This is a genomic window from uncultured Brevundimonas sp. (assembly GCF_937863155.1).
Taxonomy (GTDB): Bacteria; Pseudomonadota; Alphaproteobacteria; order Caulobacterales; family Caulobacteraceae; genus Brevundimonas.
In genome coordinates, this window is record NZ_CALMFB010000024.1 from 107825 (window position 1) to 121378 (window position 13554).

A 13554-nucleotide genomic window follows, 5' to 3' on the forward strand; every position below is an offset into this window, starting at 1 on the left:
GCGCGACGCAGTCTCGGGTCCGTTCAACACTGTGAACGCGCCAACAGCAGCCCCCCCTTCCCGCCTGGCCTTTGTCGCCAGCGACCGGCCCGAGGCCCAGGCGGCGCGCGCGCGCCTGGCTGAACGCTATGGCTCGGCCGCCTTCGAGGAGGCCGAGGTGATCGTGGCCCTGGGCGGCGACGGGTTCATGCTGGAGACCCTGCACGCCGTGCTGGGCCGGGGTGCGCCGGTGTTCGGCATGAATCGCGGCTCGGTCGGTTTCCTGATGAACGACTATAACGAGGACGATCTGCCCGCCCGCATCGCCGCGGCCGATCCCACGCGCATCCATCCGCTGCAGATGGACGCCGTGACCCAGGCGAACGAGCATCATTCCGCCCTGGCGATCAACGAGGTCTCGCTGCTGCGCCAGACGCGCCAGAGCGCCAAGCTGCGCATCACCGTCGATGATCGCGTGCGGATGGAGGAACTGTCCTGCGACGGCTGCTTGGTGGCCACGCCGGCCGGATCGACCGCCTACAACCTGTCGGCCCACGGTCCGATCATCCCGCTGGACGCCAAGATCCTGGCCCTGACGCCGATCAGCGCGTTTCGGCCCCGGCGCTGGCGCGGCGCCCTGCTGTCACACACCGCAAGGGTGCGGTTCGAGGTGATGGAGGGCGACAAGCGGCCCGTCAGCGCCACGGCCGACAGCTATGAGGTCCGCCACGTCGCCCGGGTCGAGGTGCACGAACGGCGCGACCTGGCCCTGACCATGCTGTTCGACGCCGGCCGGTCGTTCGAGGAGCGCGTGCTGGCCGAACAGTTCGCGGCCTGACACTGGGCGCGAAATCGGGGGCGGAACCGGGGCGAAACCGGATTTTAACACGCCTCATGCAGGCTGGACGCTCAAGAGTGGAGCCCGCCCGTGAGCAATCCCGCCCAGGTCATCCGTCCCCCCAACGCGCTGAAAGCCAAGGTCGGCGGCGGTTTCGGCATCGACGCCAGCGCCATCGCACGCGCCGAAGAAGCGCTTAAAGCCATGTCCGGCCAGTTCGGCCAGTGGCTTCAGGACGAGATCGACAAGTTGGACGCGGCCCAGGCCGACATCCGCGCCAAGGGCTTCACGCCCGAAACGGCCGAGGCCCTGTATTTCCGCGCCCACGACCTGAAGGGCCTGGGCGCCACCTATCAGTATCCGCTGGTGACCCGCATGGCCGGTTCGCTGTGCAAGATGCTGGACGATCCGGCCAAGCGCATGGGCGCGCCGATGATGATCCTGGACGCCCATATCGACGCCATCCGCGCGGTGGTGCGCGACGGCATCCAGACCGACGACCACCCCACCGGCCGCATCCTGGCCGAGACCCTGGAAGCCAAGGTCGCCGAACACCTGGGCTGACCCCAGGCGACGGCTTCTGAACCCTCAGGCCGCGTTGGCGGCCCGGGGCGCGGTTTCTTGCGGGGCCTGGTCCAGCCGTTCCATCAGATAGGCCAGATCATCACGCGGCGCATTCGGGCGCTGGGTCATGAACCGCTCCAGCATCTGGATGCGGAACGCCTCGCCCGAGGTGTCCGCGCCTTCGGCCTGAAGCTGGCGCCACACATCCACGCCGGCGCGGAAGGCCTGGAACAGGCGCGGCGGCAGGCCCGCCCGATCATACAGCGCCTTCAGGCCCAGCGGCCCGGCGTCATGCACCATCAGCCAGGCGCGCTGGTGCGGCGCGCCGGCCAGTTCGGCCAGGCCATGCTCCAGCATCGCCATCTGCCCCCGCGCCAGGGCGCGCAGCAGCAGCGACGCCGTCAGCGCCTTGCGGGCGTTCAACTGGGCCACGAACTGGGCCATGTCGGGGCTGGACGCCGCTTCGTCGATCAGGTCCACCGTCGCCCGCTCGCGTGCGAACTGGGCCAGACGGATCGCCGTTTCCGGCGCCACGGCGTGGCGGGTGACCAGATGCTCGCGCACCGCATCGGACGCCAGGGCCACCAGCCGTTCGGTCACGCCCAGCGGCAGAACCTGGCGATAGGCGATGGCGGCGACCACCTCGCCCGACTGGCCGAAACGGTCCACCGCGCGATCCAGCGCCCGCTCGGACATGTCGGCGTTGTCATTGGCCGCCAGGGTGCGGACCGCGGCCTCGCAGCCGACCTCGGCGACCGTGTCGGCCACGTCGCGGCTGACGCGCGGGCGGGCGGCCACGGCGGTCTGGCGCACGGCCGAACCGGCGCGCACGATCTCGATCAGATCCTCATCGGTAAAGGCCGGGCAAGCCCCGATGATCGGCAGGGCCACGCTGTCGACGTCGGCCGCGAGGCGTCGCGCCACATCGCGCGGGATCAGGTCAGACGCCTTCAGCGTCACCGCCATGGCCCGTCGCACCAGCTCGGCCGCGTCCTCGGCCAGGACGCGCAGGATTTTCTGGGCGGCGGCGCGGTCGGCCTCGGTCAGTTCGGCGCGGTCCATGTTGCGGCACAGCTTGTGCGCCGCCGCCGCGCGGTCGTCGTCGTCCGTCGCCTTGATCAGGCGATGGATGTCGGCGTCGGTCAGTCGCGCGCGATAGGCGGTCATGGGCGGCTCATGGCGGAATCGGTTCGATGCAGACCTTAGCATCAGCCCGCCATGATTAACGGGCCGTTCACCACGCGCCTGTGGGCGTCAGACCGAAGTGTCGCGGATCGGCGGCGGGGCGAAGGCGCCGCCGAAGCCGCCCCCCGCGCCGGTTCCGCCCTCGCCCGGCTGACCCAGCAGCAGGGCCAGCAGGCTCTGGTCCTGACGCAACCGGTCCAGCCGCGCGGCCAGGGCGCGGTCGCGGTCGCTGAGCAGGCCCTCGACCTCTCCGGCTTGGCCGGCGCTGGACGCCGGGGCGCCCTGGCCGGCGGTGCGGTTCAGATTGGCGTGCACCTCGGCCACCGTGGCCGGGCGGCCGTCGCGATAGAAGATCGAGCGGTTGGCCCCCGCCGCCTCGGGAAACAGCGACGCCGCGCTGGCGCCGGGCCGGGTGCTCATGGCCTCCATCAGCTCGGCGGCGCCCGCCGGTCCCAGGAAATGCGCGGCATACAGGTCGCCGGCGCCCGGTTCGCGCCCGGTGCGCCCGCGCAGATAGGCGGCGTTGGACGCCGTCAGCTCGGCCGCCATGGCCGAGGCCGCGCGCGCATCGAAGCGCAGGTCCAGCACCACGTTTCGCGCCGAACCCTCGACCCGCCAGCGCCCGTCGGCGCCCCGATGGATCAGATCGGCGTACTGGCCATAGCCATGGCGCGCCCCGGCCTTCTTCACGGTGGCCAGCCAGGTCTGTTCGATGAACTGGAACAGGCCCGCCGCCGAAGAGGTGCGCGCCTTCGCCTGAGGGTTCATCGCGCTTTCGCGCCGCGCGGTGCGGACCAGGAAGTCGAAGTCCACGCCGGTCGTGTCGGAAGCGCGCCGGATGGCGGCCTCTACCCCTGTCGTAGATGGAATCGCGCCTACGGTCATTGGGCCGGACGCTGGGCGAACATGGTTAACGAAACCTGAATCGTTAACGACCCGGCACGCCACAAACTTGCCGCAAGGTAAGCGCCACCATTCGCCTTGGCTGCGGGGGCTTCCGAATGGGAGTGACGGCCATGATGATGAAGACTGCGGGCGGACCGGCTCTGGTCAGCCCCCTGGATTTTGGCGAACGCAAGAAGCCGCTGCCCCGCTGGGCCTGGGGCGCCGTGGGGGCCTCGCTTCTGGTGCATGCCGCCATCGGCGTGGCCCTGTATCAACAGCGGTTCGAGATCGCGACGCCCGCGCCCACCGACCCCGGCCCGACCATCGAGGTCGACATGTTCCGGCCCAAGCCGCCCCCGCCCGTGGCCAGCGACCCGGCCCCGGCGGCGCCGACCCCGCCGGTCCACCGCACGGCCCCGCCCACCGCGCCGACCGACACCCTGAACGTGCCGCCCATCGACAATCCGGCGCCGGTGACGGGCCCCGCCATCAACCTGAGCCATGCGGTTCCCAGCGATGCGACCGGCGTGGCCGTGACGCCTGAACCGCCGGTCGCCCGCACCACCGTCATCACCAACCCCAGCTGGCTGCGCAAGCCGACGGGCGATCAGTTGCTGAACGCCTATCCCGACCGGGCGCTGCGGAACGAGGTCGGCGGCTCGGCCACCCTGCGATGCGCCGTGCGGTTGGACGGGACGCTGACGGGCTGCGCGGTCACCGCCGAGACGCCGGGCGGATACGGCTTCGGCCGGTCGGCCATGAGCCTGAGCCGCTATTTCCGCATGAACCCCGGCGCCGTGGACGGTCGCGCCGTCGATGGGGCCTATGTGGATGTCGGTGTGCGCTTCACCCTGCCGGAGGGCTGAACCGCAGAGGATCGAAGGCCGCCGCCTCGGCTCGGGGTGCGCGGCCTTCGACGGCGTCGGCCACCACCGCGCCGATCAGCGGCCCGATCAGCCAGCCGTTGCGGCGCGGCGCCAGGGCCACCGCCAGACCCGGCGCCGCCCGGCCCGCCATCGGCTGATCGTCCGGCGAGTTTCCGCGCAGGCCCACGCGCCATTCCACATCCGCCGGATCGATGGCGCGGCCCAGCAGGGTCTCGGCCATACGCAGCAGGCGTTGGGACGTCGCCGCCTCGGGCGCCAGATCGCGGCGCCCCGCCTCCATGGTCGCGCCGATCAGCACGCCGTCATCCACCGGGGTGACATAGCCGCCCGGTCCCCGGATCGTGCGGTCGCACAGGGGCTGACGCACCAGGCCGATCTGGCCGCGCACCGGCGACACCCGGTCCAGAATCGCCTGAGCGTCGTCCGGCAGGCCGGAAATCTGAGTCTCGGCCCCGGTCGCCAGGATCAGTCCCTGCGCATCCCGCGTCGCGCCGTCGTCCAGGGTGATCCGCCAGCCGTCGTCGGTGCGGGTCACGGCCGTGACCGCGCCCCGGATCATCTCGACGCCCCGCGCCATTCGGGCCAGGGCCTGGGGCGGCGACAGGCGCAGGTCGTCGGGCGCCCGCACCCCGCCGGCCACTTGCTCCGCCACGAAGCCATGGGCCGTCAGACACGCCGCCAGCGACGGCCAATTCTCTCCGCGCCATTCCGCCTGGGCGGGCGTCAGCTCCACCCCCGTCTGCGCGGCGAAGGCGGGCCACAGGTCCAGAGCGGTGCGCAGCAGGCGGGCGCGCTGAAGCCCCGGATTGTCCAGGGCGCATTCCATGGCCGGGGCGATCATCCCCCCCGCGACGGCCGAGGCGTTCAGCCCGCCCGGATCGACCACGGCGACCGCATGGCCCCGCGCGCGCAAGGTCGCCGCCGTGCTGAGGCCCAGCACGCCCGCGCCCACGATCAGGATGTTCAGGGAAGAAGACGCCACGCCCGGTCCAATCGGCCGGACGCGGCGTTCGATCAAGCCCCTATTCGGCCGCCAGGGCCGCCGCGCGCGCCGCGTCCAGACGCTGGGTCAGCGCCTCGTGCTGGCGCCACAGGGCCTGGGGCAGTCGGTCCTCGAACTGGGCGAAGAACTCGGGGATCAGCGAGGCCTCTTCGGTCCAGACCTCGGCGTCGACGCTGAGCAGGGTGTCCAGCTGCGCCTCGGTCAGGTCCAGGCCCGACAGGTCCAGCGCCGCGCGCGTCGGCAGACGGCCCACCGGCGTGTCCACGGCCTCGGCGACGCCATCCAGACGCTCGGTCACCCACTTCAGCACGCGGATGTTGTCGCCGAAGCCGGGCCAGATGAAACCGCCGTCCTGGTCCTTGCGGAACCAGTTGACGAAGAACATGCGCGGCAGTTTCGAGGCGTCGCGCCCCTCGGCCATCTTCAGCCAGTGGCCGAAATAGTCGCCCATGTTGTAGCCGCAGAACGGCAGCATGGCGAACGGGTCGCGGCGCAGTTCGCCGACCTTGTTCTCGGCCGCCGCCGTGCCCTCGGACGCCACGGTCGAGCCCAGGAAGACGCCGTGCTCCCAGTCGAAGGCCTCGGTCACCAGCGGCACCGCGCTGGCCCGGCGGCCGCCGAACAGGATGGCGTCGATCGGCACGCCCTTGGGGTCTTCCCATTCCGGCGCGATGGTCGGGCACTGATGCGCCGGGGCCGCGAAACGGGCGTTCGGATGGGCGGCGGGTTCGCCCGACGCCGGATCGTGCGGCTGGCCCTTCCAGTTGGTCAGGCCCTCGGGCGCCGGCTTGGACAGGCCCTCCCACCAGACGTCGCCGTCATGCGTCAGGGCCGTGTTGGTGAAGATGGTGTTGCGCGTCAGGGTGGCCAGGGCGTTCTGGTTGGTGTTGCGGCTGGTGCCCGGCGCCACGCCGAAGAAGCCGGCTTCGGGGTTCACGGCATACAGGCGGCCGTCGTCGCCGAAGCGCATCCAGGCGATGTCGTCGCCGATGGTCTCGGCCTTCCAGCCGTCCAGCGCCGGCTGCAGCATGGCCAGATTGGTCTTGCCGCAGGCGCTGGGGAAGGCGGCGGCGACGTATTTGGACCGGCCCTCGGGGCTGGTCAGCTTCAGGATCAGCATATGCTCGGCCAGCCAGCCCTCGTCGCGGGCCATGACCGAGGCGATGCGCAGGGCGTAGCATTTCTTGCCCAGCAGGGCGTTGCCGCCATAGCCCGAGCCATAGGACCAGATTTCCCGCGTCTCGGGGAAATGGACGATCCATTTGTCGTCGTTGCAGGGCCAGGGCACATCGGCCTGACCCTCGGCCAGGGGCGCGCCCAGGGTGTGCACCGCCGGCACGAAGTCGCCATCGGCGCCCAGCAGGTCCAGCGCCGGCTTGCCCATGCGGGTCATGACGCCCATCGACACGGCGACATAGCCGCTGTCGGTGATCTCGACGCCCAGGGCGCTGATCGGCGATCCCAGCGGTCCCATGCAGAAGGGCACGACATACATCGTCCGCCCGGCCATGCAGCCGTCGAACAGGCCGTTCAGGCGCGCGCGCATCTGAACCGGCTCGGCCCAGTTATTGGTCGGACCGGCGTCGGCCGGATCGGCGGGGCAGATGAAGGTGCGGCTTTCGACCCGCGCCACGTCGCGCGGATCGGAGGCGGCGTAATAGCAGCCGGGGCGCTTGGCGGGGTCCAGAGGCTTCAGCGTGCCCTTGGCCACCAGGTCGGCGGCGATGGCCTCTTTTTCCGCCTCGGAACCGTCGCACCAGTGGACGCGCGCGGGCTTGGTCAGGGCCGCGATCTGCTCGACCCAGGCGACAAGGCGCGCGTGGGCGGTCGGGGCCGGATGAAGGCCGGGAATCGATTGGGTCACGATGACGCTCCTGAACGTGCCGGCCCGGCGATCTGACGCCGCCGTGGCCGATTTCCTCCGCGTGACGCATCACGCAATGTTTCAGGGGAAAGACACCCAAGTCGACGCCGCGTCAACCGATGCACGTTTCAACCCCGTGTGAAGTCGCCGGTCGCGTCGATGCGCACTTTTCGCCCTGTCGCAGGCCGGGTATCGGGAACGGATGCAGACGATGAATTCCCCGACCGCCGCCCCCGACGGCGCCCTGGCTTCGCCCGCGGCCCAGCGGAACGCCGAGCCGATTCTGGCGGTGCTGCGCGCCCATCTGCCGGCGCGCGGCCGGGTGCTGGAGATCGCGGCCGGGTCGGGCCAGCACGCCGTGGCCTTCTCCACCGCCCTGCCCGGCCTGGACTGGACGCCCAGCGACCCCAGCCCCCAGGCCCGCGCCAGCATCGCCGCCTGGCGGGGCGCGGCCGGTCCGGCCAATCTGAACCCTCCACTGGAGGTGGACTGTCTGGACCCCGCCACCTGGCCCGATGGCCCGTTCGCGGCCATCACCTGCATCAACATGATCCACATCAGCCCCTGGGCGGCGACCGAGGGTCTGATGGCGCTGGCCCAGCGCGCGCTGGCGCCCGGCGGCCTGCTGTTTCTGTATGGCCCCTATCGCGAGGCGGGGGTCCAGACGGCGCCGTCGAACGAGGCCTTCGACGCCGACCTGAAACGCCGCGACCCGGCCTGGGGCCTGCGCGACGTGGCCGATGTGGCCGCCCTGGCCAAGGATCACGGCCTGGCGCTGACGCTGCGGGTCGCCATGCCGGCGAACAACCTCAGCCTGCTGCTGCGGCGCGTCTGATGGCCTGGACCCGCACCTATGACGGGCCTGAGCCGGTTCGCATCAACAAATGGCTGGGTCAGTCGGGCGTCTGTTCGCGGCGCGAGGCGGACGGCCTGATCGCCGAGGGTCTGGTCAGCATCGACGGGGCGACGGTGACCGACGCGGGGCGCAAGATCGCGCCGGGCGAAACCCTGACGCTGAACGACGCCGCCACCCGCGCCCTGGACGCCGGTTTCACCCTGATGCTGCACAAGCCCGTCGGCTATGTCTCGGGCCAGCCCGAGCCGGACAAGATCCCCGCCGTGCGCCTGCTCACCGCCGTGAACGCCCAGGACGGATCGGCGGACATCGCCGCCGACGCCTCCGTGCCCCCCATCGGGCGGCTGGACGAGGATTCGCGCGGCCTGCTGCTATTCTCGACGGACGGCGTGGTGGCCAAGGCGGTGATCGGACCGGAGTCGGACCTGCCCAAGGAGTATCTGGTCCGCGTCGCGGGGGATGTGACCGACGCCAAGCTGGCGCTGTTGCGTCGCGGCCTGTCGCTGGACGGGCGGATGCTGAGACCCGCCGAGGTGACCCAGCTGAAACCCCGCCGCCTGCGCTTCATCCTGCGCGAGGGCCGCAACCGTCAGATCCGCCGCATGTGCGAACTGGTGGGGCTGGAGGTCACCGACCTGAAGCGCATCCGCATCGGCCCGGTGGGCCTGGGCGACCTGCCAGAGGGGCAATGGCGCATGCTGACGCCGGACGAGCGGGCCAAGCTGATCGGCTGATGGCCTAAAGCGGCGCGCACTGGGCCGTCAGCCAGTCCAGAACATCGCCATCCAGCAACGGCCCGACCCGGGCCAGCACCGTCGCGTGATAGGCGTCGACATAGGCGCGTTCGTCGGCCGTCAGCAGGTCCACGTCGATCAGTTTGCGATCCAGCGGCGCCAGGGTCAGCTGCTCGAACCCCAGCATCGGCCGTTCCCCGCCCGCGATGGGTTGCGCCTCGGTCACCACCTGCAGGGTCTCGATGCGGATGCCCCAGTGGTTCTCGCGGTAATAGCCCGGCTCGTTCGACACGATCATGCCGGGCAGAAGCGCCTGGGTCGTCCCCCATTTGGCGATCCGCTGCGGCCCCTCGTGCACGCCCAGATAGCTGCCGACGCCGTGGCCGGTGCCGTGGTCGTAGTCGAACCCCTGCATCCACAGCGGCAGACGCGCCAGGGCGTCCAGCTGCATGCCGTTGGTCCCGGCCGGGAACCTCACCACCGCCATGGCGATATGCCCCTTCAGCACCAGGGTGAACATGCGGCGCTGGTCGGCGCTGGGGTCGCCCACGGCCATGGTCCGCGTCACATCGGTGGTCCCATCCAGATACTGGCCGCCGCCGTCCACCAACAGCAGAGAGCCGCGCTCCATGCGTCGGATCGTTCGGGTCACGGGCTTGTAGTGTGGCAGGGCGCCGTTCGGCCCGGCCCCGGCGATGGTGTCGAACGACAGGTCCTTCAGCGCGCCGGTCTGTTCGCGGAAGCCTTCCAGCGCCTCGGCCACCTGGCGCTCGTCCGGCAGGGTCTGCTGCGCCACCGTATCGACCCAGTGCAGGAAGCGCGTCAGCGCCGCCCCGTCGCGGATGTGGGCCTGGCGCGAGCCTTCGATCTCGACCGCGTTCTTGACCGCGCGCGGCAGGGTGCAGGGATCGGCCCCGCGCACCACGGTCGCCCCCGCCGCCGCCAGCCGGTCGAACCACCAGGCCGAGGACAGCGACGGATCGATCAGCACCCGGCGGCCCTTCAGCCCCTCCAGAGCCCCGTCCAGCGCCTCGGGCGACTGAACCGAGACGGCGTCGCCCAGCCAGCCGGGCAGTTCATTGGTCACCTTCCTGGGATCGACGAACAGGCTGGCCGAACCATCGGCCTGGACCACCGCCTGGGCCAGAGGCAGGGGCGAGCGGATCACGTCGCCGCCGCGCACATTGAACAGCCAGGCGATGGAGGATGGCGCCGTCAGGACGGCCGCATCCGCGCCCTTGTCGGCGATGGCCTTGCCGATCCGGGCGCGCTTTGACGCCGCACTCTCGCCCGCATGGCGGTCTTCGTGGGGGACCACAGGGGCCATGGGTTGCGCCGGGCGATCATCACCCCAGGCCAGGTCCAGCGGATTGACCTGAACGGGCTTCAGCTCAGCCCCCGCCCTGGCCGCCGCCGCCCTCAGCCCCGCCAGGGCGTCCGGGCTGTGCAAACGTGGGTCATAGCCGATTACCGATCCCTTGGGCGCGCCTTCCAGCCAGCGCGCCAGACCGTTGTCTTCCAGCGCCAGGATTTCGAACTGGTCCGCATCGACCTGGGCCCGCACCTGCACCGTATAGCGGCCGTCGGCGAACACGGCCGCTCGATCGGTCAGCACCGCCCCCGCGCCGGCCGAGCCGGTGAAGCCGCTGATCCAGGCCAGCCGCTCGTTGGCCTCGGGCAGGTATTCGTTCTGGTGCTCGTCCTCATGCGGGATGAGGAAGCCGTCCAGCCCCTGCTCGGCCATGCGGGCGCGAAGCAGGGGCAGGTGTTTCCGGCCGAAGGACGGGTCGGTGGCTTCGTCAAAGGTCTGGCGCATGGCGGCGGGTCTAGCACCGCCATGCGCCGCCGGGAAAGGCGTCGATGATCAGGGCTGAGGCGTGGTCGAGGTCACGACCGGAGCCGCGCCCGTCGACGCACCGGGCGCCGGCTCGCTGCGGGCCTCGGCGGCGCGGGCCTCGGCGGCGGCGCGGGCAGCCTCGGCCTGAGCGCGGGCGGCGTCGGCGCGGGCGATGGCCACCCCCGCCTGGGCCCCCGCAATCTGACCCTGGACCTGGGCCGAGGCGCTGGCGGCGTCGGCCTGGGCCTGAGCCTGGACGGCCTGGGCCTCGGCCAGGCGGGTTTCGACCTCGGCCTGGCTGGTCGCGCCGTTGTTGGAGGCCAGCAGCCAGATCACCACCAGCAGCACGGCGACTGCCAAGCCGCCCGCCACCCACCAGCCGGTGTTGGACTCGGGCCGCACCACCACCGTCTCGGTATAGACCGGCTGGGCCGGCGGCGGGGTCGAGGGGTTCAGGTCGGGATCATACTGGCTCACGGGCGGACCTCCTGGTGTTCGCCCCGCAGAACGGCCTCGCTTGGCCCCCGGTTCCCTATCCGCCCCGGCGCAGCAGCAGGGCCGACCAGGCATCGTGATGGATGGTCTGCTCGACCGCGAACCCCAGGGCCTCATAGGCCTCCAGAACCTCGGCCTCCTGGGTCCGCAGCAGGCCCGACAGGATGGCGCGCCCGTCCGGCGTCATCCGCGCCGTGATCGCCGGCGCCAGTTCGATCAGAGGCCGCGCCAGGATGTTGGCGAACACCAGGTCATAGGGCGCCTGGCCGGTCACCGCCGGATGGCTCAGGTCCCCGTCCTCGACGAACACCGCCTGGGCGCCGTTGATCTCGGCGTTCTCGCCCGCGATGCGAACCGAGGGGCTGTCGATGTCCGTCCCCACGACCACCGGCGTTCCGGTCAGATTGGCGGCGATGCCCAGGACCCCGGTGCCGGTCCCGACGTCCAGCACCCTCCGCGGCGCGCCCGCCGTGGTCAGCACCGTCTCCAGCGCCTCCAGACATCCGACCGTGGTGCCGTGATGGCCGGTGCCGAAGGCGGCGCCGGCGTCGATCTTGATGCTGACCCGGTCGGCCGGAACCTTGCCCTGGTCATGGGCGCCATAGACGAAGAACCGCCCCGCCTCGACCGGCGGCAGGCCCGACAGCGACATGGCCAGCCAGTCGGCGTCGGCCAGCTTTTCGACCACCACGGTCAGGCCGTCGTGCGCACGCAGGGCGGCGGCGACCCCGTCCGCCTCCTCGTCCGTGGTCGGAAAGGCGTCGATGCGCCAGACGCCCCTGTCCTCGTCTTCCTCCAGGATGGAATAGGTCGCGCCTTCCAGCAGGGGGTCCGCGTCCAGCGCCGCGGCGGCGGCCTCTGCGACTTCTCGGTCGCCATGTGCGATTATCTGAACTGCGGTCTGTGACATTTCCTAAAGCCCGTTATCATGCCGAATCGCAGCTATTCGGCGCGACCCGGTCCAATGCGGTCCAGCGCGCCTTCGTCCAAACCGAGGGGTCGGGGAGTCCATGGCCAAATCACCGTCAGCACCAAAGTCCGCTTCCAAGCCTAAACCGGCCGCGAAGTCGAGCGCCGCCAAGCCTGCGGCCGCAAAGAAACCCGTCGCCGCCAAGGCGCCCGCCGCGGCCAAGCCCGCCACGAAACCGGCCGCCGCCAAGACTGCGGCTCCGAAGGCGACGGCTCCGAAAGCCGCTGTGAAGCCGGCCGCCAAGGCTGCTGCGCCCAAGACGGCGGCCAAGCCCGCCGCGAAGGCTGCACCCGCCAAGAAGCCCGCTGCGCCCAAGACCGCCGCGAAACCGGCCGCCAAGGCCGCGGCCCCGAAGGCGACCGCGCCCAAGGCTGCCGCTCCGAAGGCTGCGGCGAAACCCGCCGCCAGGAAGCCGGCGGCCGCCAAGCCCGCCGCTGCGCCCAAGCCCGCGCCGGTCGCCGCTGCGGCCCCCGCTCCGGCTCCGGCGCCCGCCGCCGCCGCGCCCAAGCCCGCCGCCAAGCCGGCGCCCAAGGGTTTCTGGGCCAAGCTGGGCGACGCCATCTTCGGCAAGCGCTGATCTGAACGCCTGAATGTCAAAGGCCCCGGACGGTCGATCCGTCCGGGGCCTTTTTCATGCCGGGTCCGCGCCGCCTCAGCCCGGCTTGCGGAAGCGATAGACGAACTGGTCGGTCCGGCCGCGAATGGCGGGGTCAAAGACGTTCAGGCTGTGGTCGTCGTCGGGGTTGGCCACCACCTTGGTCTCGGCCTCGAACACGAAACCCGCCGCCTCGACCTGACGACGCAGGGCGGCGCCTTCGATCCGGTGCAGGGTTGCGACCACTTCCAGCCCCGCCCCCGGCGCGGCCTGGTGATCCAGGATGACATACAGGCCGCCGGGCTTCAGCGCCGCGAACACCGCCGCATTCATCCGCGCCACGTCCACGCCGAAGCGAGGAATGACGAAGTCGTGGTATTCCTGGGCCGTGAACACCACGTCCACCGGGCGGCCGAACGGCATGTCCTCCAGGGCGGCGGTGATGCGGCTGACGTTCGGATAGGTCGAGGCCAGGGTGTCGCCGTGCACATTCTCGCGCGCCGCCGTCTGGTTCGGCACGAAGGCGAAAACTCGGCCGGTCGGCCCGACCACGGGCGCGAACAGGCGGGTGAAATAGCCTTCCTCCGGCCGGATGTCGGCGATGACGTCGCCGGGCTGCAGGCCGATGAAGGCCAGCATCTCGGCCGGATAACGCAGCGGGTCACGCGCCACCTCGTCGGCCGGACGACGCGGGTCGGCCACGGCTTCGGCGTACAGGGCGGCGTGGTCGGTTTCAGGCGCGGCGTTGACGATGACGTCATGCGACCCCGGCCCATTGGCGATGATGACACAGCCGCCCAGGGCCAGGCTGATCGCCCCGGCGACGGCGGCGGATACGGCGGTTCTCATGAGGGCCTCCTGC

At 71.1% G+C, this 13554-nt stretch carries 14 protein-coding genes; 6 read left to right on the forward strand and 8 right to left on the reverse strand.

All coding sequences use genetic code 11. The features are described 5' to 3' along the window. Positions 1–31 precede the first annotated feature (31 nt). Together Q0581_RS03810 and Q0581_RS03815 are read left to right on the forward strand one after the other, a co-directional pair. On the forward strand, positions 32–817 hold the full coding sequence (locus Q0581_RS03810; protein ID WP_298697859.1) for an NAD kinase: 786 nt from the start codon (positions 32–34) through the stop codon (positions 815–817). Positions 818–907: 90 nt separating this feature from the next. Then, positions 908–1381, forward strand: coding sequence for an Hpt domain-containing protein (locus Q0581_RS03815; protein ID WP_298697725.1), 474 nt, complete (start codon positions 908–910; stop codon positions 1379–1381). 24 nt (positions 1382–1405) lie between these two features. Here the strand turns inward: Q0581_RS03815 and Q0581_RS03820 are convergent, their stop codons facing one another. Both Q0581_RS03820 and Q0581_RS03825 read right to left on the reverse strand, forming a co-directional pair. Next, on the reverse strand, positions 1406–2548 hold the full coding sequence (locus Q0581_RS03820; RefSeq protein WP_298697727.1) for a DUF2336 domain-containing protein: 1143 nt from the start codon (positions 2546–2548) through the stop codon (positions 1406–1408). A gap of 87 nt (positions 2549–2635) precedes the next feature. Beyond that, complete coding sequence (locus Q0581_RS03825; RefSeq protein WP_298697729.1) at positions 2636–3451, reverse strand: transglycosylase SLT domain-containing protein; 816 nt, start codon at positions 3449–3451, stop codon at positions 2636–2638. A gap of 131 nt (positions 3452–3582) precedes the next feature. Here Q0581_RS03825 and Q0581_RS03830 point away from each other — a divergent pair, with 131 nt between their 5' ends. Further along, the gene (locus Q0581_RS03830; RefSeq protein WP_298697731.1) at positions 3583–4317 is read left to right on the forward strand and encodes a TonB family protein; all 735 of its coding nucleotides are present in this window, start codon (positions 3583–3585) and stop codon (positions 4315–4317) included. Here Q0581_RS03830 and Q0581_RS03835 read toward each other — a convergent pair. After that, a complete protein-coding gene (locus Q0581_RS03835) occupies positions 4298–5320 on the reverse strand; it encodes an FAD-dependent oxidoreductase (RefSeq protein ID WP_298697733.1) in 1023 nt (340 codons plus the stop codon). The genes Q0581_RS03830 and Q0581_RS03835 overlap by 20 nt on opposite strands. 40 nt (positions 5321–5360) lie before the next feature. Further along, the gene (locus tag Q0581_RS03840; RefSeq protein WP_366876593.1) at positions 5361–7208 is read right to left on the reverse strand and encodes a phosphoenolpyruvate carboxykinase (GTP); all 1848 of its coding nucleotides are present in this window, start codon (positions 7206–7208) and stop codon (positions 5361–5363) included. Between the two features lie 208 nt (positions 7209–7416). Here Q0581_RS03840 and Q0581_RS03845 point away from each other — a divergent pair, with 208 nt between their 5' ends. After that, entirely contained in the window at positions 7417–8040 is a 624-nt protein-coding gene (locus Q0581_RS03845; RefSeq protein WP_298697737.1) for a DUF938 domain-containing protein, read from the forward strand. Continuing rightward, positions 8040–8795, forward strand: a complete 756-nt coding sequence (locus tag Q0581_RS03850) for a pseudouridine synthase (protein ID WP_298697739.1) — start codon at positions 8040–8042, stop codon at positions 8793–8795. Before Q0581_RS03845 ends, Q0581_RS03850 begins: the two co-directional genes overlap by 1 nt. Positions 8796–8799: 4 nt before the next feature. Here the strand turns inward: Q0581_RS03850 and Q0581_RS03855 are convergent, their stop codons facing one another. Genes Q0581_RS03855 through Q0581_RS03865 form a run of 3 tightly spaced genes read right to left on the reverse strand, consistent with a single transcriptional unit; the run spans position 8800 to position 12037 of the window. Next, on the reverse strand, positions 8800–10611 hold the full coding sequence (locus Q0581_RS03855; protein WP_298697740.1) for an aminopeptidase P family protein: 1812 nt from the start codon (positions 10609–10611) through the stop codon (positions 8800–8802). 48 nt (positions 10612–10659) lie between these two features. Then, positions 10660–11109 (reverse strand): hypothetical protein, encoded by a 450-nt coding sequence (locus Q0581_RS03860; protein WP_298697741.1) that lies wholly within the window; start codon positions 11107–11109, stop codon positions 10660–10662. Positions 11110–11164: 55 nt separating this feature from the next. Next, positions 11165–12037: a 50S ribosomal protein L11 methyltransferase gene (locus tag Q0581_RS03865; protein ID WP_298697743.1), complete on the reverse strand. Its 873-nt coding sequence runs from the start codon at positions 12035–12037 to the stop codon at positions 11165–11167. 286 nt (positions 12038–12323) lie between these two features. Here Q0581_RS03865 and Q0581_RS03870 point away from each other — a divergent pair, with 286 nt between their 5' ends. Next, positions 12324–12674, forward strand: coding sequence for a hypothetical protein (locus Q0581_RS03870; protein WP_298697745.1), 351 nt, complete (start codon positions 12324–12326; stop codon positions 12672–12674). A gap of 75 nt (positions 12675–12749) precedes the next feature. On the opposite strand, the gene Q0581_RS03875 is transcribed toward Q0581_RS03870, so the two are convergent. Further along, positions 12750–13541, reverse strand: coding sequence for a hypothetical protein (locus tag Q0581_RS03875; RefSeq protein ID WP_298697747.1), 792 nt, complete (start codon positions 13539–13541; stop codon positions 12750–12752). Positions 13542–13554 lie beyond the last annotated feature (13 nt).